We start from the raw sequence: 23,647 nt of genomic DNA on the forward strand, positions 1-23,647 counted from the left end.
CCGAGCCGCCCACCCGCCGAGCCACCCGCCCGCCAAGCCGCGCGCCCGCCGAGCCGCCCACTCGCCGAGCCGCCCACTCGCCGAGCGCTCCGCGCTACGTCGTGTCGTGGTTCCGTTCCGCCTCCGCGATGCGGGCCACCGTCTTGAGGAAGCTGTCCGGGTTGAGCGAGATGGAGTCGATTCCCTCCTCCACCAGGAAGGCCGCGAATTCGGGGTAGTTGCTCGGCGCCTGCCCGCAGATGCCGATCTTGATGCCGGCGGCGTGAGCCTTCTGGATGGCCTCGCTGATCATCAGCTTCACGGCGTCATCGCGTTCGTCGAAGAGGGCGGCAAGATCCTCGGAGTCGCGGTCGACACCCAGCACCAGCTGGGTCAGGTCGTTGGAGCCGATCGAGAAGCCGTCGAAGCGCGTGGCGAACCGCTCGGCCAGGATCACATTGGCCGGGATCTCGCACATCATGTAGATCTGCAGTCCGGCCTCGCCGCGCACCAGCCCGTTCTCCGCCATCACCGCGAGCACCTTGTCGGCCTCGGTCGTGGTGCGGCAGAACGGCACCATCACGATCACGTTGTCAAAGCCGATCTTCTCCCGCACCTGCTTGATCGCCCGGCATTCCAGGGCGAACCCCTCCCGGTAGCGCTCGTCGTAATAGCGTGAGGCACCGCGGAAGCCGAGCATCGGGTTCTCCTCCGAGTGCTCGAAGACCGACCCGCCGATCAGGTGCGCGTATTCGTTGGTCTTGAAGTCGCTCATCCGCACGATCACGGGGTCCGGGTGGTAGGGCGCGGTCAGCTTCGCGATGCCGAGCGCGAGCGCCTGTACGAAATATTCCTTCGGGTCCATATAGCCACGGGTGAGCTCTTCGATCTGACGGATGGCGGACCGGTCGGTGACCCGCTCCGGGTGCACGAGCGCCATCGGGTGGATTTTGATCAGGTTGTTGATGATGAATTCCATCCGGGCCAGCCCCACACCGTCGGCCGGTAGCCGCCACCACTCGAACGCCGCGGCCGGGCTGGCGATATTGACCATCACCTTGGTGCGGGTCTTCGGAACGGTGCCGAGGTCGATCTCCTCGGTTTCGAAGGCCAGCTGACCCTCGAAGACGTAGCCCTCGTCGCCCTCGGCACAGGAGATGGTGATCAGCTTGCCATCCGTGAGCGTGTCGGTGGCGATGCCCGTGCCCACGACGGCCGGCACGCCCAGCTCGCGGCTGACGATCGCGGCGTGGCTGGTGGGACCTCCGTGGTCGGTGACGATGCCGGCCGCGCGGGTCATGATCGGCACCCAGTCGGGGTCCGTCATCTCGGTGACCAGGATGGCGCCGTCGACGAATTTCTCGATGTCGGCCGGGTCCTTGATCACGCAGGCCACGCCACTCGCGATGCTGTCGCCGATCGCGACCCCGGTCACCAACAGCGGCCCGGTTTCGGTGAGGGTGCTCACCGTGAACCGGGTTCCGCTCGCCTGCGAGTGCACGGTCTCCGGACGCGCCTGCACCAGGAACAATTCGCGGGTCACACCGTCTTTGGCCCACTCCATGTCCATCGGGCGGCCGTAGTGGTTCTCCACGATCACGGCCCAGCGCCCCAGTTTCACGATCTCTGCGTCGGTCAGCACGAACGACCGCCGCTCGCGCTCGGGGGTGTCGATGGTTCGGGTGCGGGCGCTACCGCCCTTGGCGTAGACCATCTTGCGGGCCTTCTCGCCGAGGGTCTTCTCGATGATGGGCGTGGCGCCGGGTTGGTCGAGCAGCGCCTTGAACACCAGATATTTGTCGGGATTGACGGTGCCCTGCACCACCGTTTCGCCGAGCCCCCAGGCGGCGCTGATCACGGCCACGCCCGGAAAGCCGGTGTCGGTGTCGATGGAGAACATCACCCCGGAGCCGCCGACGTCGGCTCGGATCATCCGTTGCACGCCGATCGAAAGCGCCACATCCAGGTGGTCGAATTTCTTCACCTCGCGGTAACTGATCGCTCGGTCGGTGAACAACGAGGCGTAGCATCGGCGGCAGGCGTCGAGCAGGTCGCGCTCGCCCGTCACGTTGAGGAACGTCTCCTGCTGCCCGGCAAAGCTGGCATCGGGCAGGTCCTCGGCGGTGGCACTGCTGCGCACGGCCACGGGCAGGTTCGGGTGACCGGCCTTCTCCGACAGCTCCCGATACGCGGCACGGATGCCGTCGGCGACGTCCGCGGGAAACTCACCTCCCAGGAACAGCTCGCGCAGAGCCTCACCCGTGACGCGCAGCGAGGCGCGGCCGGCGTGGAACAGGTCCAGTTGGCGCCGCAGTGCCGGTTCGATCTCGTTCGCCGCGATGAACGCGCGATAGGCGTTGGCGGTCGTCGCGAACCCGTCCGGCACCTGCACGCCGTCGTCGCTGAGGGCACGCACCATCTCGCCCAGCGACGCGTTCTTGCCGCCGACCTGCGGAATGTCGCCCAGACCGATCTCGTTGAACCACACCACACTGCTTTCGAACATTGTTCGTCTACCCCTCTGTGAAGGTCCGGCCCATATCCCCGGGTCGTGCCACGTAGTGGGCAACCTACTCCCCCGACTGTGGCCCCGGTGAGTTGAGCCGCACCCCGAGCGAATTCGACGGAGATTTTGCCCAAAACGACCCCGAGCAGGCTGAAAAGCCGCCTTTCCTCCAGAATCTCCGTCGAATTGGTTCGACGCCGGGCATCCGTCCTGGCCGTGTGCCGCCGGGCATCCGTCCTGGCCGTGTGCCGCCGGGCCGCCGCCAATGTCAGTGGCTCCTGAGACTCTGAAGTACTCCCCACGAGGGAGCCTCAACCAGGAGGTACAGATGACTGATCCCAACTACACCGCTCTGCTGCTCGTGATCGACCGGAGCGGCTCGATGTCGAGCATCCGTGACGACATGGTCGGCGGCCTGACCGCGATGCTTGCCGAGCAAGCCGCTGAGCCGGGCCTGCTCACCGTGGACGTCGTCACCTTCGACGACGAGATCGAGCACACCCACACCCTCGCCGCCCCGAACGAGATCACTATCGAACTCGACCCCCGTGGCATGACGGCCTTGCACGACGCGATCGGCATCGCCGTCACGGGGTTCGGCGAGACGCTTCGGGTGCTGCCCGAACACGCCCGCCCCGGCACCGTGCAGGTCGTGGTCGTGACCGACGGCGGCGAGAACTCGAGCAGCGAATACTCCGCGGCTGCCGTGCGCGCCCTGATCAACCGGCAGACCGAGACGTACAGCTGGGACTTTGTGTTCCTCGGCGCCAACCAGGACGCCGTGCTCACCGGTGCCACGCTCGGCTTCGACGCCGCCAGCTCCATGACGTTCGCCGCAGCTCCTGGCGAGGTCGCCGCGATGAGCGCGAACCTCGGTCGTTACGTGACGGATGTGCGCAAGAAGGACAAGCGCGGCTTCACCGTCGAGGAGCGCGCCGAAGCCGGCGGTGAGGCCGTGTAGACAACGATTCCGCGTCTGAAGGAGCCCGGCGCAACTCAGCCGAGCGGCTCAGGCGGGCGCAACTCAGCCGAGCGGCTCCGGCGGGCGCAACTCAGCCGAGGGACTCAGGCGGGCGCGGCTCGGCCGACGCCTCGTCCAACTCCAACGCGAGGCCGAGCGGCGCGGCCGGAGCCATGATGCGGTTGCGGCCGGCGGCCTTGGCGGCGTAGAGCTGGGCATCGGCGACGTCGACGAGTTGATCAGAACCACCGAGTGGTCCGGAAGCGCAGCCTCCGCTGACGGTGACAGCGATCCCCACGCCCGCCGCGACGATGGGCGTCGCCGCGACGACCCGACGGATGCGGTTGGCCACCGAGAGGGCGCCGGCCAGGTCGGTGCGCGGCAGCACCACGAGGAACTCCTCGCCGCCCCACCGTCCGGCCACGTCCCCATCGCGCAGCTCCTGCCGCAGCCTCTCGGCGAACACCGCGAGCACGACATCGCCCGCGGGATGCCCGTAGCCGTCGTTGACGCGTTTGAAGTGGTCGATGTCCAGCAGCAGCACGCTCAACGGATCCCCGTGGCGCATGGCGCGCGAGTGGTGGTGGGCGAGTTCCTCCTCCAGGTGACGTCGATTGTGGAGGCCGGTGAGCACATCCGTGCGACTGAGCAGGTCGAGTTCGGTGTTGCGCTGGCGCAGCTGGTCCTGCAACTTCTTGACGTGCGCGGCCGCGGCGACCCGGGCTACGAGCTCGGCCGGCTCGAACGGCTTCTTGAGGTAGTCGTGGGCTCCGCCGCGCAGCCCCCGCAGCACACTCTTCATGTCGGTGAGTGTGGTCAGGAAGACCACCGGGAGGTCCCGAAGCAGCGGGTCGGCCTTGAGGATCGCCAGCACCTCGTAGCCGTCGAGCCCCGGCATTTCGATGTCGAGCAGGATCACATCCGGCGGCGATTGTCGGCACCGGTCGAGCGCGTCCAGACCCTCCATGGCCTCGACGACGGTGTAGCCCTCCAGTTCGAGGTGCGAACGCACGACGGCGCGGATCACGAGCGAATCGTCCGTGATCAGCACGGTGATCCCGGCCCCCGCCTCCCCGGTCACAGCACGGTCTGTCACAGCACCGCCGGTCACAGCCGCGCCGCCAGGGCCTGCGGGTCGGCGACGAGCATGAGTTCACCATCCGTGTCGAGCGATCCCGAAACGAACGCACGCCCGTGGCCCGTCGGCAGCGGCCGGATCTCGGCTTCTTCGATGCGTCGTAGCCCGGAAACGCTGTCCACGAGCAGCCCAAACGTTGTCTCGGCGCTCTCGACGACGAGCACGTGGCTGCCGCCGTCGCCCAGCGCCGACATGACCGTCAAGGGCACGGCGCCAGGCAGAATTCCGACGATATCGAAGGCGGCACCCGGCAGAGAACGGATGCCGTCACTCGTGCGCACAGCGCGGGTGGACTCCACGGGAAGGCAGTACGCATCCCCGGCAGCCCGGAAACAGACCATGGTCATCATCAGCTGAACTCCTGCTGTTTGTCGGGCCGCCAGGCGACGGACTGGCCGGTGGCGGAAGGCACCGCGTCGGAACGCGCGGTCTCGGAACGCGCCGCGTCGGGCTGCCGGCCGTCGAGCAGCGCGCGCAGTTCGGCCGCGTCGTAGCCGCCGACGGCGGCGCTGATCTGAGCCGGATCCGACTCGAGCAGGGCACGGCGGGAGGCCCCGAATGCCCGGTGTGCGGAGGCCTGGTCGCCGACTGCTTCGAGGGCGAGGGCGAGATGCAAGTGGGCAAGCGCGTCGTCCTGGGCGAGGTACACCCATTTGCGGAAGAGCACGACGGCGGCCTGGTCGTTACGCGCCGCGAGGGCATCCTGCCCGTCCCGCACCAGTCGGGCGATCGCCGCGGAGTCGTCCGCAACGTCGGCCCCAGACCCGAACCCGGCCCGAGACCCGGTTTCAGGCTCACTCTCAGCGCCAGCCGCCGAGGGCAGCCTCAACACCGATCCCGCCGCCACCGACCCGGCGGCCGGCATCGCCGACACCACCGCGGGAATGGCTCCCTCCTCAACCCGCGGCCGGTAGGCATACGCACCGCCGATCCGCACGGTTTCGTAGCGGTCACCGATCGACCAGATCGTCTCGGCCGCCCCGAGGAACACCCACGCGGTGGGCAGGGCGTTCGCGATCCGGTCGAGGAAGATCCGGGCATGCTCGGTGGAGAAGTAGATCAGTACGTTGCGGCAGAACACGACCTGGCTCCCGCGCGCCTGATCGGGGACCGGTGCGATCAGGTTGTGGTGCAGCGTGCTGACCCGGTCCCGGAGCGACTGGTTGACCTGCCATTCCAGGCCGGCGCGGGTGAGGTGGCGCTTGATGCGTGTGGGTGTGAGGCCACTGATCTCTCGGTCCGAGTAGCGCGCGGCACTCGTGCGACGCAGCGCCGCGGTCGACACGTCCGTGGCGATCACCGAGCCGTCGATCCCGAGTTCCTCCAACAGCATCACCAGGCTGAACGCCTCCTGGCCGTTGGCGCAACCGGCGCTCCAGATCGTGAGCGGCGGGGTCAGCGTGGGCAGGATCTCGCGCATGAGCACGTCGAAATGCTCGGGGTGACGGAAGAACCCCGTCTCCTGCACGGTGACCCGGTTGAGCAGGGCCTGGCGCAGCGTGGTGCTGGTCGTGAGCGCCTGAATGTACGTCTCGGCATCCACGGTCAGGCGGGCGGCCTCGTCACGGATGCACCGGCGCAGCCGGGCACGCAGGGTCGGCTCCGGCTTGAGCCCGACCGCGGTGCGGAGGAGTTCGGCCACCCGGTCCACGATGGTCTCCGACGGGTCGCCGCTGCTCATGACCACACCGGCGTCACGGCGCGCAGGATCTCGTCGGCGAGCTGATCGGGCGGCAACAGACTGGTGACCGCGCCGAGGCGGTGGGCGGCCTGCGGCATCCCGAAGACCGCGCAGGAGGCCTGGTCCTGACCGAAGGTCTTACCACCACGGTTGCGCAGCTCGAGCAGCCCCCGGGCGCCGTCGTCGCCCATGCCGGTCAGGATCACGCCGACACCGGCCGGCCCGGCGTGCTGCGCCACCGAGCGAAAGAGCTCATCGGCGGACGGCTGGTGGATCGAGACGGGAGTGCTCGCCAGCTCGAGGCGCAGGTTAGCGGCCAGCCTCAGGTGGGTTCCACCCGGAGCGAGATAGACGCACCCGGCCCGGGCGATCTGGTTGTGCACGGCCATTTCCACCGGCAGCGCGGAATCGCGGCGCATCCAGTCGAAGAGTCCACCGGTGAAATCCGGATGCAGGTGCTGCACCACGAGCACCGGCGCGCGCAGTCCGCCGAGCCCGGCCAGCACCGTGGCCAGAGCCTTGGGGCCGCCGGTCGATGCGGCCAGCGCCACGACCGCGCGCTGCACTCCGCCGCGCGGCGGCGCATCCGAAGCGGTACCAGCCGAACCCGCAGCAGTAGCCGCAGCACCCGCACCCGGACCCGGACCCGGAACGCTCACACTCCGCAGTTGTCCTCCGCGCGGATGCCGGATCACATGCACCTTGCTGAGTTGGCGAACCGTGTGCCGCAGAGCGGCTTCGCGCTCGGCGTTCCAGACGCCCGGCAGCGGCAGGGCCTCGAGTGCCCCGGCGACGAGGGCCTCGGTGGCTGCCGCCGAGTGCCGATCCATGATCAGGGCGGAGAGCACCAGGATGGGTGTGGGAGCGTGTGCCATCACCTGCCCGATGAAGCACTGGCCGGCGGCGTCGGCCGTGCTGAGGCCGAGAATGATCACGTCGGGCATCTCACTGAGCACCCGGGTGAGCACGGCGTCACCGGTCACGCTCTGGCCGAGCAGCACGATGTCTCCCTCGTGCTGCAGGGCGCGGGTGAGCGGACCGGCCTGGGTGGGAGAGTCCTCCACGAGCAGTACCCGGATCGGTGTGCCGGGCTGTGCCTTCATCATGTTCTCTGGCCAATCAGTCGGTTCACGGCGGTGAGCAGGCTTCCGGCATCGAAGCCGCTCTTCGGGATCAGCCCGTCGGCGCCGGCGTCGAGGCCGCGCTGCCGGTCCGAGTCGCTCGAGCGGGAGCTGAGGATCAGCACCGGGATATTCGCCAGTGCCGGATGCGCGCGCACCGCCTCGGTCAGTTCGAACCCGTCCATGTTCGGCATTTCAATGTCCGTGAGGATCAGGTCGCTGGGTTCCTCGGCCAGGCGCGCCAGGGCATCCGTGCCATCGACCGCGACCCTGACCTGGAAACCGGCTCGTTCGAGGATGCTGCGCTGCAGTTCCCGGATGGTCAGGGCGTCGTCGACGACCAGGATGCGCTGGGCGCCGGTGCCGGCGGCCGCGGCATCCGGTTTCCGCGCGCTCGGGCCGCGGCCCGCCTGCCGGGCGCGTTGGATGAGGCCGGGCGGGTCGAGCACGATCAGAATGGAGCCGTCGGGTTCGACACTCGCGCCCGCGACCGCGGGAAAGTGCGCCAGCAGTCCGTTCAGGCCTTTGACCACCACGTCACGCTGGCCGACCAGGCGATCCACCTGGAATCCGTGGCGCCTGGCGGTGTCGGCGAGCACCACGATCGGGCCGGTCCCGGGCCGTGTTCCCGCCTGTGTTCCAGCCGGCGTTTCCGCCTGCGTTCCCGGCTGTGTGGCAGGCAGGCCGACGGTGTCGGCGAGGATGGAGACCGGCACCGGCTGGTCCTCGACGAAGATCACGGTGCGCCCCTCGACGCTGGACTGGGTTGCCGGGTCGAAACGTCTGGAAAGCACTACGCGGTGAAAAGGCAACGCGAACCGCTGACCGCCCGCCTCCACGAGCAAGCAGCGCATCACGGCGAGGGTGATCGGCACGATGATCCGGAACTCGGTGCCGAGCCCCAGTTTGGAGCGCACCTCGACCCGGCCGTGCGCCGCCTCCACGTTGGCGCGCACGATATCGAGGCCGACCCCGCGACCCGAGACGTCCGTAACGAACGTGGTGGTCGACAGCCCCGGGTGGAACACCAGGTGCAGGAGGTCGTCCTCACTGAGCCCCGTCGTGTCGATCCCCTGGCGTTCGGCCTGCTCCCGCACGCGCAGGGTATCGATACCGTCACCGTCGTCGGTGACGGCGATTATCACCTCAGAGCCCAGCTGCATCGCGTGCAGACGGATGGTTCCGCCCACCGGTTCGCCGGCCTCCGCCCGCACCGCGTCGGCCTCGATGCCGTGGTCGACGGCGTTACGCACCAGGTGCAGCAGTGAGTCGGAGAGTTGCACCAGCACACCGCGGTCGAGTTCGGTGTCGGCGCCGCGCACCTCCCAGTGGATGGTCTTCCCCTGCGCACGCGACAGGTCCCGCACCGCCCGCTGAAGCTTGTCGGTGATGGTGGACAGCGGAACCATGCGTGTGCGCAGGGCCCGATCCTGCAGTTCGTTGAGGGTGCGGGACAGGTCGTTGAACTCGGTGTTCAGGGTCGGGTCGACGCCGAATTTCTCGGTCAGCATCCGGCCGACGCGCAGGTGAGCGGATGCCGACTCGCCGATCAAGCGCACCAGCTCATCGAGCCGTTCCATCGGCACCATGACGACACCGCCCACATCGCGGGCTCCGGCAGCCTCGGCGGCGGCCGCCCCGGGGGCGACGGGCGGAACGTCGGCGGCGGACGGCAGGAGGACCTCGAGCTGCACCAGCTCACTGCCGGCCGGCGGATCGGGCAGCGACTCGGGCTCCGCCGCGACCGGCAGGCCCGCGACCGGCAGGCCCGCGATCGCCTGGCCGAGCCGGTCGGCTCCGGCGAGCAGAGTGTCGATGATCACCGGCGTGACCACCTGGGTTCCCGCACGAAGGCCCTCGACGATCTCCTCGAGCCCGTGCGCGATGGCGCTCACCTGGTCGAGGCCGGCCATGGCCGAGGACCCCTTCAGCGTGTGCAGTTCCCGGAAGATGGAGCGAATCAGGGTTTCGTCGTTGCGGGTCTGTTCGAGTTGCAGCAGCAGCCGGTCGAGGTGCGCGAGGCGCACCTCCGCTTCCTGGGAGAACAGCTCCCGGATCTGGTCCAGGCCGAGCACGCTCATGCGTCCACGCGGCTCGGGGCGACGATCTCACTGCTCGGGGCGCGCCCGAACCGTTCGGCGGCGAGCAGGGTGTCGGGGTCGAGGAGCACAGCCACCCGTTCCCCCACCCGGAAGGTTCCGGCGGTGCCGACGAGTTCCGACGGACCAATCAACCCGTCGAGCATGGCCCGCCGGGGGAATCCCGTCACGGCCAGGCCGAGCAGACCGTGCCGGGTCTGCAGCACAACGGCGAAGGCGACCGCATCGATCACCGGCAGGCCGAGCAGGGCCGCCGTGTCGAGCAGCGGCACGATCTGGCCGCGCAGGTTGAACAGGCCGAGCACGAGCCTGGGTGCGGTGACCAGCCGGGTCAGCGGCGGGGCCGCCACGACTTCCCGGACCCGATCGATCGGAACGGCGAAGAGATCCGGTCCGACCGGGAGGAGCACGGCGTGCACGGATGTCATCGGCTGCTGCTGCCGGCTCCTGCGGTGGACTCGAGATTGTGGGCAAGGTCGGCAAGGTCACCGGCGGAGTCCGCGATCTGCTGCGCCGTGATCGAAACCTGGCGGCTGGCATCCGTGAGCTGTTCCATGGTCTCGACGACCTGGGCGGTGGCACTGCGCTGCTGCTGGGTGGTCAGGCTGACCTGGCCGTTGGCATCCGTCACCGCTTCGAGCAGTTGCAGTCCCTGCTGCATCTGTTTGGCACCCTTTTCCATGGCCATCACGGTGGCGTTGGTTTCCCGCTGCACGGCCGTGACGATCACGGCGATGTCGCCCGCAGAGGTCTTCGAACGTTCGGCCAGGCGGCGCACCTCGTCGGCGACCACCGCGAATCCGCGGCCGTGTTCGCCGGCGCGGGCCGCTTCGATGGCGGCGTTGAGGGCCAGCAGGTTCGTCTGGTCGGCGATGTCATTGATCAGCACCAGCAGAATGTCGATGTCGTTGACCCGGCCGGCGAGGGCGAGGGTGCGTTCGCTCGACCGGATGAAATCGCCTTCGGCCCGCTGGAGGTTATGCCGGGTTTCCGTGGTCTGGCGGGCGACGGCGTCGACGGTGTCCGCGATGGCGACCGACGAGCGGGCGAGTTCCTCGGTGGTTGCGGTTGCCTGGGTGACCGCGGCACTCTGCTGGGTGGTGATCGCCGCCAACTCGTCAGAGGATGCCGACAATTGCGTGGCCGCAGCATTCACGTCGACCCCGGCCGAGCCGAGTTGGGCGATGAGCTGCTGGGAATTGGTGAGCATGGCGTTGAAGGATTCCGCCAGCATGCGCAGTTCCACGGACCCGGTGGGGGTGGCGCGAGCCGTGAGGTCACCCCGCTCGACCCTCCGGGCCACCGCGGTCAGCCGGTTGACGGAACGGGTGGTGCGCCAGGCGAGCCCGATCGACACGGCGACGGCGAGTGCGGCGCCGACCGCGACCAGGAGGATGGCCCGCTCGCGCTGGGCTTCGACGGGGGCCAGCACGCTACTCGCGCGTTCCCGTACGATGAGCACCCAATCGAGGCCGTAGACGGTGTCAAAACCGCCGATCAGGTCGACGCCCTCCTGGTTGGTGTAGCGGGCGGAGCCGGGTTCACCACTTTTCGAGGCCAGTCGGATGGCGGCGTTGTCCACGACGGTGCTCAGCACCCCGCCGGCCAGCAGAGCCGCGTCATCGGTTGCCGCTGACAGGCTCGCGTCGTAGATCAGCCGCTGGTCGGCATCCACGACGACCACGCCCTCCGTTGACCCGAGGTCAGGGTCGAGCAGGCCGGGCAGCATGCCCGGGTCGAGGTTGGCAACGACGACGGCCAGCACGGTTCCGTTGTTGCCGAGCACCGGCTGGGCTAGAACCCACTCGATGCGGTCGCCCCTGCGCAGCATGGAGGTGAGCACCCGGTCGCCGGCGAGCGCGGTGGCGAACCAGTCTTCGCCGACCGTGGCGAGGGCGCCGTCGGGGCGACTGGTCGACAGAACGGTGCCCGAGGGATCCACTATCTGAACCAGGGTGTAGCCGCCGAACGGTTTGTCAATGGCCGCCAGCCGGGCCGTGGTGGCCGGGGTGTCGAACTCGGTGACGGTTTGGGCGATCAGTTTCAGGTCGCTGTGGCGCTCGGCCACCCAGTCCTCGAGGCGCAGCGCGGCCGCGCGCGCGAGGGTGACGCCCTTGCGTTCGGCGGCCGTGGACAGGCTCGCCGATGACTCGGTCGTCAGGAGCACCGCGAGCACGATCATGAGCGGCACCGAAACCAGCAGCATGGCCGAGACCATCTGCACGCCGAAGCGGCGGGGAAGGGAACGCCAGCGGCGCCTCGCGTGCGTTGCCATGTTCTCTTACCGGTCCTTAATTCTGCGGCTGTGCAATTCCGTGCCTGCGTCGATGCAGTCGTTGAGGGCGGTGTTTCCGCGTGAATCCGACGTTCTAAAAGCTGTGGGCCGGGCACCTGCGCGCTGGCCGTTCAGAGGTGTGAAACAAGCATGCGATCGAGAACCGAACCCGAATCGATTCCCGATCGCAATGCCATATCAGGACAAGATCCCTAATCTTGCCCGGCTTCCACCGTTACAGTCGCGCGCCTACCCAAGGGGACGACGTGACGGAGGTTTTGTCCACCGCGCCACGAGGGGACAGAGCCAGGCCTGGACGGCCGCATCTCGTGTCGGCCTCGAGGGAGGTGAAGTTCATCTGGGGCGGTTCCTTCTCATTCGGTAGGCCGGCTAACCCGAGGGTTCCGTGCCTTTGCGACCCCGCCTCACGACGAGTGTGCCCTTGCGATTGACGTGAAAGTGACCGTCTCTCCAGCGACCAGTAGGTCACCTGAGAAAAACTTATCAGTCCGATTCGGCGCACAACCGCCCCGGCGAGAATAATCGCCTCCGAGAATCCCCCCAAATCGAGGGGCACGGCCACCAGCGCGAAAGATGATGCCTTCCGCGGCGCGATTTCTCCGAAAACGGCTTCTAGCACCAAACCTGGGCCCGGGCTAACGTTGCAGACGTGGGTCAGCCGCTCGCACTGTTCCGTTCGTACTGCCAAGGGGGTCTCCATGACAATCACCACCGACGATGCCTATGTCGCCACCGCACAAGCAATCGCCATAGCCGCACATGAAGGCCAGGTCGACAAGCTCGGCGCAGCGTACATCGACCATCCCCGTCGCGTTTCCGAGCGCCTCAACGACCCGCTCGAGCAGGCCACCGCCTGGCTGCACGACGTGCTCGAAGACTCGAGCATCACCCGCCACGACCTGCTCGAGGCCGGCATTCCCGGCGGCGTGGTCGAGGCTGTCACGGTGCTCACCAGAACGGATGCCGTCAGCGACGCCGATTACTACGCCGGCATCCGCGCCAACCCGATCGCTCTCGCCGTGAAGCGGGCGGACATCGCCGACAACCTGGAGCCCTGGCGCGTGGAGCAGCTGGACGCCAGCATGCAGGTGCGGCTCGCGGCGAAGTACGGGGCGGCGCTGGCCGCGCTCAGCTGAGGCCGCCTGGACGGCGGTGAGGCGACAGCTTTGGGGTGTGGCGGCATCCGTGCCCCCAAAGTTGTCGGCTCGCGGCCGGGTGAGGGTCAGGACGAGTAGGTTATGGGAACCGCGAAGGCCTCGGCGCTGGCGAACTCGATGCCGACGAACGGCTCGTCACCCACGACACGGGCGTTGTGGCCCGGCGGGATCGTGTATGAGTCTCCGGCCGAGATGGTGGCCGCAGTGCCGTCGTCCAGCACCGTCTCCAGCGTGCCGGAGACGCAAAAGCCCACGTGCAGCAGCTGGCAGGAATCCGTCTGGACGATGGGCCTGATGCAGTCCGCCCAGGTCCAGCCGGGCTGCATCGTCAGGCGTCCGATCGTGTATTGCCCCAGTCGATTGAGATCGAGGTTGGTCTTCTGCGGCGTGCGGCGTTCGTCGGGTGAGTCGAGAGACTTGACCCGCAACTCGTGTTCTGTGGCAGACATGGGTACTCCTTCGTGCCTCTGGAGGGCCGATCGACAGGGGCCCAGACGACGCGACTCTCCGAGCGTCAACGGTCTGTGCGCAGATCAGGGTAGCCCCGAAGAGGTGAGGGCGAAAGCGGTCTAGGCCTCCATGTCGTCGTGGGTGACGATGCGGCCCAGCTCGATGCCGCCATCCGGGAGCTGCCAGAAGTGCATGCGGCGCGCGGCAGGAGTGTTTTGCTCGATCGAGACGCGCATGCAGCGCGCGCCGTCCCAGCGCAGCAGGTGTGGGTCGGCCGGCCCGGCGCCCTGGCGCAGTGCGTGCAGGTGCCTGCCCTGGAGGGTCTTCACCCGGCCGGTCAGCACATCCACGGATGCCTTGAACGCCTTGGCCAGCTGGCCGTCGTCGAGCCCGGTGAGAGATTCGGCGAACCGCTCCCCCAGCACGTAACTCTGCGGCAACTTCCACTCCTCGCGGTCCGATTCCGGAACCCGGTCGACCCAGGCCAGGAGGATCTCGTGCCGCACCCAGCCGGACGGTTCCTCCCAGGCGCCTCGCCGCGACTCGTACTCACTGACCGCGGCATGGGCGGGGGCGGTGCGGCGGGATTCGCGCAGCATCCGTCGTTGGGCGCGCTGGTCGTCGCGCAGCTCCGCTACCGTGTGGCGCAGGGTGGCGAGTTCGACGAGGGTGTCCCGCAACTGCATCTGGGCGGAGCGGGCCTGCTCACGGAGCTTGGCGATGTCGGAATCGGTGGCGCCGGCCTCAACCAGCTGGGTCTCCAGCCGCACGATGCGTGACTTCGCCTCGGCGAGGGACAGTTGGGTGGACTGCAGCGCCGAATGCGGCGCGGGAGCCGGAGTCGGCGTGACCCGGAACGGGATGGCCCCCGTCGTGGCCGGGCGCAGGGCGTGCACGCGCCCGGGCCCGGGCGACGGGCGCGGGTGCAGGCGGTCCGATGTCGGTCCGGCGGTGATCAGGGCGGAGGCACCGGCAGCGCCCGCCGAACCGAAGAGCCCGGCAGCACCGGCAGCAGGGCCGGCCGCGACGAGGTCGACCACCACCCGATGGCCCGTCGATGCGGAGGCTCCCACGAGCGCGGGTTGGCCGTCGAGTTCGACGACCGCGGCGGCGCCTTCGTCCTCCTCGACCAGAGGCAGCAATGGACGGTTCTCCTGCAGCCAGGGCGGACCGTTCCGCACGGCGCAGAGCGGCGGCAGCACCGTTTCGTCGTCGTCGACGTCGCTCAGGCACAGGTGCAGGGCACCGCTGGGCAGGTGGATGACCCGCGCCGCCACGACGTCGCCCTCGGAGAGGAGGGCGTCGACCTGGTCGAGCGGGTTTGCGGAGATGTCAGCCCGGGTGATCGTGAGGGCCAAGTGCGGGTGCAGGGCCAGAACCGCCCGCCGCGCGCTGACCTTCTGCACCAAAGCGAGGGTGATGCTGCCGTGCGGGTAGCGCCTCGCGATCGCGGCCACGGAGGGCGGCTTGATCTCGACATTGAGGCGATGGGTGGGCGCGTCGAGCGCACCCTGAATGCGCTGGCCGGGCTTCAGGGTCCAGTCGAGGGGAACCGGCGGGTAGGTCAGCTCCTGCCAGACGGTGGCCATGCCGCCGCCGTCGAGTTCGACGAGGGCGCGGGACCCACCCAACATGAACCCCTTGACGGTGCCGTTCACGGTGATGACGGATGCCGGGGCGAGCGCGAAGAGGCCTGCCTGATGCGCGTGGGCGAGGGCATCCGTCACCAGCTGATCGGTGGCATGCTGCGGGTCGCCGTGCGTGAACCGCAGCCGGGACCGGGAGAGTTCGGCGAACGCGTCGCCGACGGGGTAGGACCGGCCGGCGCTGCCGTAGACCTGGAACTGGGCCGGGAGCAGGTCGCCGAGTTGGCGGGTGAGCTCTCCGGTCCCGATCAGGAAGACGCGCGCGACGTCGCCGATCTGGCCGGCGAGCTGGTCGATGCCGATTTCGGGTACAGCAGTGCCGAACGGCGACGACACCACAACCCAGGGACGATCACGGCCCGCATGGTGCAGACCGTTAGCGAGTTGTTGCACCGCGACGCTGGTCTCAACGCGGGTATACACCACTGACTCCCCTTCCAGCCTTCGTGACGGGCTGTGAATGAAGGGTACGCCTGTCGCCTGCGAGAATGACCCCGCGCGTTAAGGTTCAGGGTGTATGCAGCCCGACTCCCCGCTTCCTCACTGGGCTGCGAGTATCTCCACAACCATCGTCGTCGCCGCGTTGAGCACGATGAAGGCGGCCACGGCCGCCGCCGCCGTTTCGAGCGGCAAGAGCACCCTGCGCTGCAGGGCGGCGCCGCGCACCTCGGCGTCGAGACGGGTGAAACCCTCTATCAGGCCCTCGCCTGACCCCAGCGGAACGTCGATCCACATGTCCGGGTCGTCCAACAGTTCGATGATGCCCAGGCGATCCGCCGGTCCCAGCACGATCGGCAGCGCCGTCAGCCACGGAACGAGTTCCTCGGCGTCGAGAACCGTCACGGGAGCCGGCGACGAGCGCACGTGGATGCTGCGCGCCCCGACGAAGACGACGAGGCCGATCACGGGAGTGGACAGCGGGCGGCGCTCTTCCAGCAGTGTCGTGACCCGCTCCGCCTCGAATTTTGCGTGGCGCAAATAGGGCACCGGCCGGGTGTCCACGAGAACGCTGCGTTGCTCCACGATCACGCGCTGGCGGCGGTGCTGCTTGGTGTTGACGGTGACGACCCCGCCGGGGCCCACCAGCACATGGTCGATGTCCCAGCCGTGCCCACCGATCGGCAGCGCGTGGAAGACCGCCCATTCCGGTGACAGTGCGGCCAGCTTCTGGCCCACCTCGATCTCACCCTGGGCACCCAGGTACCAGCCCTCGCAGTTCATGCCGAGCGGGGAACGTCCCAGAAACCGGGCCCACAGGGTTCGCGGAGGTGTGCTGCCCTGCTCGCGCAGCAGCTTCTCGATCATGAACTGGGCCGCGAAGCGCCGGCGCATGGTGGTGCTTTCCAACGTCATCTGTCCTGGTCCCCCATCGTTGAGTGTAACGGCTCACCTCAACGGGTGGCACCCGCTCTGGGGCACGCCTGAACGCCCCCCCTACGATGGTGGGATGGTCAACAACATGAGGGTCGTGCAGACGCAGCTCGGACTGCTGGAAAGCCACATCAACACGATCAAAGAGGATGCCGCCGCACCCCGCGGGGTGGAGGAGTCACTCGTGGCCATCTGCACCGCACTCGACGCGCTGACGGACGAGTTCCGCCGCCGACTGCCCGAGTAGGGATTTCAGGCGGTCGCGAGCGCCGCCTGGACGAGCTGGAACACCGCGTAACCGGCGAGGGCGGTTCCCGCCGCGGCGATCAGGCCCCACAGCATCCGTCGGCGGCCCACCGAGGGAACCCGCGGGTAGAGCGCCGGGAACGGCTCGCGCAGATCGTCGGGAGGGGTGTCGGGCAGTGCTCGCCAGACGTTGGGGCTGTCGAGAAGGTCGGCCACCTCCTGCACCTCACCGGCCGACAGCACCGGATGCAGCCGCACCAACCATCGGCGCAGGTCTTGGGCGTCGAGCACCTTGACCTGCTGGGGCTTCTGCTCGATGGTCAGCAGCCCGGGCTCCACGAACACGAGCACCGGCTGCACGGGCGCGACCAGCGGCATCCGTTCTCGCACCAGGTTCGTGATGCGCTCGGCCTCGTATTCCGCGTTGCGCAGGTAGGGCACCGACTCGCCGTCGATCTGCAGGGAGTCGCGGGCGACACGGATGTCATGGATCGGGTGGCGCTTCGTGGTGATCGTGAAGATTCCGCCGGGGCCGATCACGAGGTGGTCGGTCGCGGCGTTCGGGCAGTCGATCGGCACCGCGTGCAACGCCGTCCACTCGGGCGGCAGCGACGCAAGGATGGTGCCCACCACGATCTCTCCTTCGGCCCCGCGGTACCAGGACATGCTGTCGACGCCGAGCGGGGGACGGCCGAAGAACCGAGCGAACAGCGGGCGGCGGGGCGCGCATCCCTGCACCCGCAGAAGCTGCTCGTCGACCGACTGCGCCTCGAAGCTCCCCTGCATCGTGGCACTGTCGAACGCCATCGCAAACCCCCCTTGCTGTCTCGAATCTAGCGACTGGGGCACGGGAGCACGCAGTCCCCGAAGGGGGGTATCCACGGCGTGGCGGCTGGCGCACCGCGTGCACGGAGCGACGGTGCGGGCACGGCTGCCGACACGGGTGCGGGCACGGGTCCGGGCACGGGTGCGGGCACGGCTGCCGACACGGGTGCGGGCACGGGTGCGGGCACGGGTGCGGGCCTCGCCTACAGCCAGACGTCCCGGTGGTCCGCGGCGAACTGCCGGAAGGTGGTTGCCGGCTCGCCCGTGAGCCGCCGGATCGCCCGGTTCGGGAACGCGGACACTCCGAGGCGAACTACCCGGTAGATCATCTTCTGCACGGCGATGAAGTCGGCCGGAGCGCCCTGCTCGGCCAGCCGGGCCAGATAGTCGCCGGAACTTGGCCGCGCATAGGTGATGCGGCGCCCGAGCACCTCCGAGAGGATCTCCGCCACCTGGTCGTAGTTCAGCGACTGCTCGCCGGACAGCGTGTACGCCGTGCGGAGGTGCCCCGGCTCGGTGAATACCCGCGCGGCGACCCGACCGATGTCGCGCGCATCGACGAATGCGGTGCGCGCCCGGGCGGCCGGCAGATAGATCTCGCCCTGCTCCCGGATGCCGTCGCGGTAGACGGTCGACAGGTTCTGCATGAAGAAGTTCGGCCGCAGAAACGTGTACGGGGCCCGCCGGAGCCGCAGGTGCTTCTCCACGGCGTGGTGCGGGGTGGCCGGGTTGAACTGGACGCCTTGCAGGGAGAGGAAGACGATCTGACGGATGCCGCGCTCCAGTGCCGTGTCGATCACCGGGATCAGGGTGTCCGCCACGTTCGCGATCGCGGGTGGGCGCAGCAGGAACAGCCGGTCGACCCCGGAGAACGCACCGTCCCAGCCGGTCGGGTCGGCGAAGTCGAAGGCGCGGGGCGTGCCGGCCGGAGGGTTCAGGGCGAATTCGGAGCCGGCCGGATTCCGCACCGCGGAGACGACGCTCTCCCCGGCGGAGACGAGCGCGGCGGCCACGGCCCGGCCGACCGTACCGGACGCTCCGGTGACGAGGATGGCGCCCATCAGATGACCGTCCGGGACGAGACCTCGGCTGCCGCGGACTGCACCTTCCGCAAGAGCCGGCCGAGCTCGGTGATTTCGCCGACGGTCAGGCAATCGAAGCGCGGTGCGAGGCTGCTCACGTAGTCCCGCCGGAAGTCCTCGAGTTCGTGCGCGGCGGCATCCGTCAGACGGATGATGCGGGCCCGACGGTCCGCCGGGTTGACCTCGCTCGTCACCCAACCGGCCGCACGCAGGGTGTCGACCAGCTGAGTGATCGCACCGCTGGTCACCCCGAGCGCGGCGGCGAGGCCGCCGACCCCGACGCCGGGGTCATCAGTGACGCCGGCATGGGCGGTGGCGGCGGCGTGGGCGGTAGCGGCAGTGGCGTCGGCGGCCTCCGAGAGCACGAACAGGATGTCCAGTTGGGACCGGCCCAGGGAGCGGCTCTTGAACGGGTAGTTGCCGCGCGCATTGAATTCCCGGGTGACGGAGCCCAGGGCCGCGAGCACCACGGCGAGACCCTGGTCGCGGCTTGCGGTGGAGTCGCCGCTTGCGGTGGAGTCACCGCGAGCCGCGGCGGACGAGAAGCCGGACATGGGCCACGCCTTTCATCGATTTCATTTAGTTTAGCTTCTAATGTAAACCGGCGGCGGAGGCTCGCGGTGAAGGCGCGTCGGAGACCGCCGTGGCATCGGGGCAGCCCGGAGTCCCCCAGACTGGGGGTGTGAATGCAATCAAGGTGCCCGGAATCCGAAAGTCGACTTGGATCGCGGCGGCCCTCGCCGCGACGGTGGCCGTGGGCGCCGGTGCCGCCGGAATCGCGGCCGCCGTGGGGCCGGGAGGCGAGACCACCCTGACCGACGCGGAAATGGCGCGCGCGAGCCGCGCGGCCCTGACCGAGGTCGGGCCTGGCACCGTGACGGATGCCCAGCGCGGCCCCGCCGCGCTTTCCGAGTCCGCGGAATCCGCCGGGTCCGCCGGGTCCTACACGGTCGACACCCGGCTGCCGAACGGGGTCGAGGTCGCGGTTCAGCTCGATGAGACTTTCACGGTCGTGTGGGTGAGCACACCCAGTTGGAGTGGCGACGCGGCATCCGTCGCCGAACCCCGCGTGCTGACCACCGCGGAGACCGCGAGCGTCGAACGCACGACCGCCGGGCAGGCCGCCCTGGCCGAGGTCGGCAGCGGAACCGTCACCGACTTCCGCAGGAGCAAGGCGCTCGACCACGCTTTCGAGGTGGAGGTCACCCTCGAGAACGGCACAAGACGGATGGTCGAGCTCACCGAGCGCAGCCTGGTCGTGCGCTCCGACCGCCCGACGCTGCGCTGAGCCGGCGCATCCGTCGCGGGCGCCGGGCCGCGACCGGTCGGCGCCAATCGTTAGCTCGCAGGTGATGACAAGCGGACCGGTGACAAAGTAACGTGGAGCAGTGGGACCGAAACAATGCCGGATTTACGAGTATCGGTTGCACGACTAGCGTCCACACGAACAACAATGACGTTGGACACACGCACCAGCGGCTCCACCTGAGTGAGCTCCCTCGGGTGGCGCCGCGCGTCCTGGTCGCGGCGTCGGCTGCGAGGCAGATGCAGCTCATCACCACGCGCAGCCCGTCACCGCTCGACGAGGATCCCGTCCTCGTCGCAGAAGATCGTGCGCCCGGGAGTGAACGTCACTCCGGCGAACCGGACGACGGCATCCGTGACGCCCTCGCCTGCTTTCGAACTCTTGCGCGGATTGCTGCCGAGGGCCTTCACGCCCAGCGGCATCTCCTGAATGGCCACCCGGTCGCGGATCGCGCCGTTGATCACCACGCCGGCCCAGCCGTTCTGCACCGCGAGCTCGGCGATCATGTCGCCCATCAGCGCCGTGTTCAGCGAGCCGCCACCGTCGATCACGAGCACCTCGCCGGCGGCGGGCGTCGACAGCACCGACTTGAGCAGGGCGTCGTCCTCGAAGCAGGTCACGGTGCGGATCGGTCCGCTGAAGCGGGCGCGGCCGCCCAGGTTCAGGAACTGAAGCGGCACGGATTGCAGGTCTTCACCGCGCTGGTCGTACAGGTCGGCGGTCAACAGCATTGGTGTCCTCCAGAGTTCGGTGTGGTGGCTCGTCTCCCTCAGGCTAGCGGCACGGCCGGCGAGTGGCACAGGCATCCGTCGCCCGTCATGGTCGGGAAGCAGCCGACTAGAACCTGATCTCAGTGACGGATGCCGTCACGCCGGCCAGCACGTCGGGCAGCACCTCCACGCCGATGCCCGGGCCCGTGGGCACGCGCAGGTGCCCGTTCTCTAGCACGAACGGCGCGGTCAGGTCCTCGGCGTAGTACCGGTTGGAGGCGGAGGTGTCTCCGGGCAGCACGAAGTTCGGCAGCCCGGCCAGGGCGACGTTCGCGGCCCGGCCGATGCCGGTCTCGAGCATCCCGCCGCACCAGACCGGCACGCCGTGCGCGGCCGCCACATCGTGGATGCGACGGGCCTCCAGGTAGCCGCCCACCCGCGACGGCTTGACGTTGATGATGCTGCAGGCGCCGAGGGTGATGGCCGTGGCCGCGTCCCGGGCGGACTCGATCGACTCGTCGAGGCAGATCGGGGTCGTGATCCGCCGCGCCAGGTGGGCGTGACCCAGCAGGTCGTCCTCCGTGAGCGGCTGCTCCATCAGGAGCAGGTCGAAGGGATCGAGCCGGGCGAGGTGGCGGGCATCCGCGAGGGTGTACGCGGTGTTCGCGTCGACCTGGAGGAGCAACTCGTCGCCGAAGCGCTCGCGCACGGCCCGCACGGGCTCGAGGTCCCAGCCGGGCTCGATCTTGAGCTTGATCCTGAGGTAGCCCTCCTCCAGGTAGCCGGCCACGGCCTCGAGCAGCTCGTCGATCGAGTCCATGATGCCCACCGAGACCCCGGCCGGAACCGTGTCGTGCACGGCACCGAGGTAGCCGCCGAACGAGACGCCGGTCTCCTTCAGCTGCGCGTCCAGGATGGCCGTTTCCAGCACGGCCTTGGACATCGTGTGCCCCTTCACCGGTTCCAGGGCGCCGGCGACGCGCTCGGCGGTGAGCCGGTCGCCGAGGGCCTGCAGCCGTGGGATCAGATGGTCGCGGATGACAAGATCACTGCCGTCAAGGAACTCCGAGCTGTAGAGCGGGCGCGTGTCGGCGGCGCACTCGGCCCAGCCCTCGGCATCCGCGGTTTTCACCCGCACGATCGTGATCTCCCGGGCGATCGATGTGCCGAACGAGGTGCGAAAGGGCCGCACGAGGGGAATATGCACGCGCCGCAGCTCGATGTTCTCGATTTTCATGGGAGTTCCTTCTTCGCGGGTGCTTCGGTGCGAGGCTGCTGCTTCGCTGAGGGTACTGCCCCGGTGCCGGTTTTCGGCGCCGCGACCCGGCCGCAACCGGGCGCAACCTGCCACGACCTAGCCTCTAACCCACGGACATAGACGTTCGTCAAAGGAGGATCCACCATGACATCCACCACGCAGACAGACACCACCGTCGACGCCCAGTGCGTCGAAACGGCGACCATGCGTGCCGTCGTCGTCACGACATTCGGTCAGAAACTGACCATCGAAGAGGTGCCGGTTCCGCAGCCCGGACACGGCCAGGCACTCGTCAAGCTGATCAGCTCGGGCGTGTGCCACTCCGACCTGCACGCGGTCGAGGGCGATTGGCCGGTCAAGCCCAGCCCGCCGTTCATCCCGGGCCACGAGGGCGTCGGCCGGGTCGTCGCGCTCGGTGACGGCGTCACCGACGTCGCGGTCGGAGACCTGGTCGGCAACGCCTGGCTCTGGTCGGCGTGCGGCAACTGCCAGTACTGCCGCACCGGCTGGGAGACCCTGTGCGAGGAGCACCAGAACGGCGGCTACAGCGTTGACGGCTCGTTCGGCCAGTACCTGCTGGTCGACGCCCGCTAGGCGGTGCGCCTTCCCGACGGCGTGGACCCGGTCGAGGTCGCCCCGGTGCTGTGCGCCGGAGTCACCGTCTACAATGGTCTGAAGATGACCGAGGCCCGGCCGGGCCAGTGGGTCGTCATCTCCGGCATCGGCGGCCTCGGCCACCTGGCCGTGCAGTATGCCCGGGCCATGGGGCTGCGCGTCGCCGCCGTCGACGTGGCCGACGACAAGCTCGAGCTGGCCCGGAAGCACGGGGCCGAGCTGACCGTGAACGCCATGAACGAGGATCCGATCGAGGTCATCCAACGGGAGATCGGCGGCGCCCACGCGGTGCTCGTCACGGCTGTGCACCCTCGGGCGTTCGGGCATGCGATCGGCGAGGCGTGCCGCGGCGGCACCATCGTCTTCAACGGACTGCCGCCGGGCGACTTCCCCGCGCCCATCTTCGATATCGTGCTCAAGGCGCTCACCATCCGCGGCTCCATCGTGGGCACCCGGCAGGACATGGTCGAGGCCATGGACTTCTACGCCCGCGGCCTCATCCACCCCACCGTGCACACCCGCACGCTCGACGAGGTCAACGAGGTGCTCGACGAGATGAAGCAGGGCAAGATCGACGGCCGCGTCGTCATCGAGTACTGACCGAGGGAGTTGAGCGGGCGACGGCACGGGGGTGGTGCCGGCGCTGGAGGGGTACCGGCGCGAAAGGGGTGCCAGCGCGAGAGGGGTGCCAGCGCGGGGGTGGTGCCAGCGCGAGAGGGGTGCCAGCGCGGGGGTGGTGCCAGCGCGAGAGGGGTGCCAGCGCGGGGGTGGTGCCAGCGCGAGAGGGGTGCCAGCGCGGGGGTGGTGCCAGCGCGAGAGGGGTGCCAGCGCGGGGGTGGGCATCCGTCGCCGGTGGCGAGGTCGACCCTCGCGGTCGACCTCGTGCCAATCGATCGCTCGATCGCCAAACTCGACCGGAACAGTCGAACTCGGCGACCGGGGCGCCGGACAGCCTCGGCCGATGCGGCCAACGTTCGCCGACAATCGCCGTTTTCGCCGAGCGACGCCGCTGCACGGGCGATTATCGGCAGAATCGGCGACACTCGGCGCAATGACGGCCGACGCGACGGCCGACGCGACGGTCGGCGGACGGGATGGGGGGACGTGGACGGGGGGACGTGGACGGGGGGGACGTGGACGGGCAACGGGCAACGGGCAAGGGGCAACGGATGCTGCAGCAACGGACGCGTGAGCAGCGAC

General features: G+C 68.9%; 20 protein-coding genes, 1 pseudogene and 1 riboswitch. Of the genes and pseudogenes, 5 read left to right on the plus strand and 16 right to left on the minus strand.

From position 1 onward, the window contains the following. Positions 1-94 precede the first annotated feature (94 nt). Complete coding sequence (ppsA, locus tag E3O67_RS02375) at positions 95-2,485, minus strand: phosphoenolpyruvate synthase (RefSeq protein ID WP_134432883.1); 2,391 nt, start codon at positions 2,483-2,485, stop codon at positions 95-97. Positions 2,486-2,813: 328 nt separating this feature from the next. Here ppsA and E3O67_RS02380 point away from each other — a divergent pair, with 328 nt between their 5' ends. Beyond that, positions 2,814-3,446 (plus strand): vWA domain-containing protein, encoded by a 633-nt coding sequence (locus E3O67_RS02380; RefSeq protein WP_134432885.1) that lies wholly within the window; start codon positions 2,814-2,816, stop codon positions 3,444-3,446. 91 nt (positions 3,447-3,537) lie between these two features. Here the strand turns inward: E3O67_RS02380 and E3O67_RS02385 are convergent, their stop codons facing one another. The 7 genes from E3O67_RS02385 to E3O67_RS02415 are packed head-to-tail and all read right to left on the minus strand — an operon-like array spanning position 3,538 to position 11,760. Then, positions 3,538-4,542, minus strand: coding sequence for a diguanylate cyclase (locus E3O67_RS02385; RefSeq protein WP_167726439.1), 1,005 nt, complete (start codon positions 4,540-4,542; stop codon positions 3,538-3,540). 11 nt (positions 4,543-4,553) lie between these two features. After that, a complete protein-coding gene (locus tag E3O67_RS16780; RefSeq protein ID WP_166787060.1) occupies positions 4,554-4,934 on the minus strand; it encodes a chemotaxis protein CheW in 381 nt (126 codons plus the stop codon). After that, entirely contained in the window at positions 4,934-6,265 is a 1,332-nt protein-coding gene (locus E3O67_RS02395; protein ID WP_135101768.1) for a protein-glutamate O-methyltransferase CheR, read from the minus strand. Before E3O67_RS02395 ends, E3O67_RS16780 begins: the two co-directional genes overlap by 1 nt. Then, positions 6,262-7,371, minus strand: a complete 1,110-nt coding sequence (locus tag E3O67_RS02400; RefSeq protein WP_134432893.1) for a chemotaxis protein CheB — start codon at positions 7,369-7,371, stop codon at positions 6,262-6,264. The genes E3O67_RS02395 and E3O67_RS02400 overlap by 4 nt, the downstream gene beginning before the upstream one ends. Continuing rightward, positions 7,368-9,467: a response regulator gene (locus E3O67_RS02405; RefSeq protein WP_134432895.1), complete on the minus strand. Its 2,100-nt coding sequence runs from the start codon at positions 9,465-9,467 to the stop codon at positions 7,368-7,370. Before E3O67_RS02405 ends, E3O67_RS02400 begins: the two co-directional genes overlap by 4 nt. Then, positions 9,464-9,913, minus strand: coding sequence for a chemotaxis protein CheW (locus E3O67_RS02410; RefSeq protein WP_134432897.1), 450 nt, complete (start codon positions 9,911-9,913; stop codon positions 9,464-9,466). The genes E3O67_RS02405 and E3O67_RS02410 overlap by 4 nt, the downstream gene beginning before the upstream one ends. Next, positions 9,910-11,760 carry a methyl-accepting chemotaxis protein gene (locus E3O67_RS02415; protein WP_134432899.1) on the minus strand — a complete coding sequence of 617 codons (1,851 nt, stop codon included), beginning with the start codon at positions 11,758-11,760 and terminating at the stop codon, positions 9,910-9,912. Before E3O67_RS02415 ends, E3O67_RS02410 begins: the two co-directional genes overlap by 4 nt. A gap of 377 nt (positions 11,761-12,137) precedes the next feature. Further along, positions 12,138-12,211, minus strand: a riboswitch (cyclic di-GMP riboswitch). Positions 12,212-12,479: 268 nt separating this feature from the next. Between E3O67_RS02415 and E3O67_RS02420 the strand changes: the two genes are divergently transcribed. Next, entirely contained in the window at positions 12,480-12,917 is a 438-nt protein-coding gene (locus tag E3O67_RS02420; protein WP_134432901.1) for a phosphohydrolase, read from the plus strand. Between the two features lie 86 nt (positions 12,918-13,003). Here the strand turns inward: E3O67_RS02420 and E3O67_RS02425 are convergent, their stop codons facing one another. The 3 genes from E3O67_RS02425 to E3O67_RS02435 all read right to left on the minus strand — a co-directional run bounded on the left by E3O67_RS02425 (position 13,004) and on the right by E3O67_RS02435 (position 16,387). Continuing rightward, entirely contained in the window at positions 13,004-13,387 is a 384-nt protein-coding gene (locus tag E3O67_RS02425; protein ID WP_134432903.1) for a cupin domain-containing protein, read from the minus strand. Positions 13,388-13,507: 120 nt separating this feature from the next. Continuing rightward, positions 13,508-15,457, minus strand: coding sequence for a hypothetical protein (locus E3O67_RS02430; RefSeq protein WP_134432905.1), 1,950 nt, complete (start codon positions 15,455-15,457; stop codon positions 13,508-13,510). Between the two features lie 117 nt (positions 15,458-15,574). Beyond that, complete coding sequence (locus tag E3O67_RS02435; RefSeq protein ID WP_134432907.1) at positions 15,575-16,387, minus strand: nuclease-related domain-containing protein; 813 nt, start codon at positions 16,385-16,387, stop codon at positions 15,575-15,577. A 94-nt stretch (positions 16,388-16,481) separates the two neighbouring features. Between E3O67_RS02435 and E3O67_RS16785 the strand changes: the two genes are divergently transcribed. Next, on the plus strand, positions 16,482-16,652 hold the full coding sequence (locus tag E3O67_RS16785; protein WP_166787061.1) for a hypothetical protein: 171 nt from the start codon (positions 16,482-16,484) through the stop codon (positions 16,650-16,652). Between the two features lie 5 nt (positions 16,653-16,657). On the opposite strand, the gene E3O67_RS02440 is transcribed toward E3O67_RS16785, so the two are convergent. The 3 genes from E3O67_RS02440 to E3O67_RS02455 form a co-directional block, all read right to left on the minus strand. Beyond that, the gene (locus E3O67_RS02440) at positions 16,658-17,458 is read right to left on the minus strand and encodes a nuclease-related domain-containing protein (protein WP_134432909.1); all 801 of its coding nucleotides are present in this window, start codon (positions 17,456-17,458) and stop codon (positions 16,658-16,660) included. Between the two features lie 221 nt (positions 17,459-17,679). Then, positions 17,680-18,537, minus strand: coding sequence for an SDR family oxidoreductase (locus E3O67_RS02450; protein WP_134432911.1), 858 nt, complete (start codon positions 18,535-18,537; stop codon positions 17,680-17,682). Next, the gene (locus E3O67_RS02455; protein WP_134432913.1) at positions 18,537-19,112 is read right to left on the minus strand and encodes a MarR family winged helix-turn-helix transcriptional regulator; all 576 of its coding nucleotides are present in this window, start codon (positions 19,110-19,112) and stop codon (positions 18,537-18,539) included. The genes E3O67_RS02450 and E3O67_RS02455 overlap by 1 nt, the downstream gene beginning before the upstream one ends. 128 nt (positions 19,113-19,240) lie before the next feature. On the opposite strand from E3O67_RS02455, the gene E3O67_RS02460 reads away from it, so the two are divergent. Next, on the plus strand, positions 19,241-19,846 hold the full coding sequence (locus E3O67_RS02460) for a hypothetical protein (protein WP_134432915.1): 606 nt from the start codon (positions 19,241-19,243) through the stop codon (positions 19,844-19,846). Between the two features lie 284 nt (positions 19,847-20,130). Here the strand turns inward: E3O67_RS02460 and rraA are convergent, their stop codons facing one another. Then, positions 20,131-20,595, minus strand: coding sequence for a ribonuclease E activity regulator RraA (gene rraA, locus E3O67_RS02465; protein WP_135101770.1), 465 nt, complete (start codon positions 20,593-20,595; stop codon positions 20,131-20,133). Between the two features lie 106 nt (positions 20,596-20,701). Further along, positions 20,702-21,811, minus strand: a complete 1,110-nt coding sequence (gene menC, locus E3O67_RS02470; RefSeq protein WP_134432919.1) for an o-succinylbenzoate synthase — start codon at positions 21,809-21,811, stop codon at positions 20,702-20,704. 225 nt (positions 21,812-22,036) lie between these two features. Between menC and adhP the strand changes: the two are divergent. Further along, positions 22,037-23,047, plus strand: a pseudogene (adhP, locus tag E3O67_RS02475) (alcohol dehydrogenase AdhP). The last annotated feature ends 600 nt before the right edge of the window (positions 23,048-23,647 follow it).

The sequence above is a fragment of the Cryobacterium sp. TMT3-29-2 genome (assembly GCF_004564305.1).
GTDB lineage: Bacteria > Actinomycetota > Actinomycetes > Actinomycetales > Microbacteriaceae > Cryobacterium > Cryobacterium sinapicolor.

Excerpts from the sequence above, each read along its gene's own strand:
- E3O67_RS02420 (WP_134432901.1), top strand. The coding sequence starts at position 12,480 with ATGACAATCACCACCGACGATGCCTATGTCGCCACCGCACAAGCAATC.
- E3O67_RS02405 (WP_134432895.1), bottom strand. The coding sequence starts at position 9,467 with ATGAGCGTGCTCGGCCTGGACCAGATCCGGGAGCTGTTCTCCCAGGAA.
- E3O67_RS02410 (WP_134432897.1), bottom strand. The coding sequence starts at position 9,913 with ATGACATCCGTGCACGCCGTGCTCCTCCCGGTCGGACCGGATCTCTTC.
- E3O67_RS02435 (WP_134432907.1), bottom strand. The coding sequence starts at position 16,387 with ATGACGTTGGAAAGCACCACCATGCGCCGGCGCTTCGCGGCCCAGTTC.
- E3O67_RS02395 (WP_135101768.1), bottom strand. The coding sequence starts at position 6,265 with ATGAGCAGCGGCGACCCGTCGGAGACCATCGTGGACCGGGTGGCCGAA.
- E3O67_RS16780 (WP_166787060.1), bottom strand. The coding sequence starts at position 4,934 with ATGATGACCATGGTCTGTTTCCGGGCTGCCGGGGATGCGTACTGCCTT.
- E3O67_RS02455 (WP_134432913.1), bottom strand. The coding sequence starts at position 19,112 with ATGTCCGGCTTCTCGTCCGCCGCGGCTCGCGGTGACTCCACCGCAAGC.
- menC (WP_134432919.1), bottom strand. The coding sequence starts at position 21,811 with ATGAAAATCGAGAACATCGAGCTGCGGCGCGTGCATATTCCCCTCGTG.
- E3O67_RS02415 (WP_134432899.1), bottom strand. The coding sequence starts at position 11,760 with ATGGCAACGCACGCGAGGCGCCGCTGGCGTTCCCTTCCCCGCCGCTTC.
- E3O67_RS16785 (WP_166787061.1), top strand. The coding sequence starts at position 16,482 with ATGGTCAACAACATGAGGGTCGTGCAGACGCAGCTCGGACTGCTGGAA.
- E3O67_RS02425 (WP_134432903.1), bottom strand. The coding sequence starts at position 13,387 with ATGTCTGCCACAGAACACGAGTTGCGGGTCAAGTCTCTCGACTCACCC.
- E3O67_RS02450 (WP_134432911.1), bottom strand. The coding sequence starts at position 18,537 with ATGGGCGCCATCCTCGTCACCGGAGCGTCCGGTACGGTCGGCCGGGCC.
- ppsA (WP_134432883.1), bottom strand. The coding sequence starts at position 2,485 with ATGTTCGAAAGCAGTGTGGTGTGGTTCAACGAGATCGGTCTGGGCGAC.
- rraA (WP_135101770.1), bottom strand. The coding sequence starts at position 20,595 with ATGCTGTTGACCGCCGACCTGTACGACCAGCGCGGTGAAGACCTGCAA.
- E3O67_RS02380 (WP_134432885.1), top strand. The coding sequence starts at position 2,814 with ATGACTGATCCCAACTACACCGCTCTGCTGCTCGTGATCGACCGGAGC.
- E3O67_RS02400 (WP_134432893.1), bottom strand. The coding sequence starts at position 7,371 with ATGATGAAGGCACAGCCCGGCACACCGATCCGGGTACTGCTCGTGGAG.
- E3O67_RS02440 (WP_134432909.1), bottom strand. The coding sequence starts at position 17,458 with ATGGCGTTCGACAGTGCCACGATGCAGGGGAGCTTCGAGGCGCAGTCG.